At 46.9% G+C, this 292-nt stretch carries 1 protein-coding gene; it reads left to right on the forward strand.

Annotated elements, in window-relative coordinates:
• Positions 1-87: 87 nt before the first annotated feature.
• Positions 88-292, forward strand: a 205-nt coding sequence (locus tag B5P42_RS32420; RefSeq protein ID WP_483295828.1) for a hypothetical protein, incomplete at its 3' end; no start/stop codon positions are given.

Genomic DNA, 292 nt, shown 5'->3' on the forward strand with positions numbered 1-292 from the left:
AGACCTAATGCACCTTCGAACGTTCGGTTGCGATCGTACATCCACCTTCCAAACCAGCTGCATCGCAAGCTACAACCAAGAAGCTCAATGGTAACATTTATCGGGTACGCCATGGAACAGAAAGGTTATCTCTTTTATTGCAGCTCTACCAACAAAATTACTGCCACTCGGTTCACTGACGCTGTCTTCGACGAGAACTCTTTCACACGGGAAACCTTGGACCAGATTGATGACAACACTATCCAATTACACCTTGGCGACATTTTTTCAGACAATCCTCCCCAGGTCCCAC

The sequence above is a fragment of the Bacillus sp. SRB_331 genome, from assembly GCF_003264175.1.
Lineage (GTDB): Bacteria > Bacillota > Bacilli > Bacillales > Bacillaceae_G > Bacillus_A > Bacillus_A mycoides.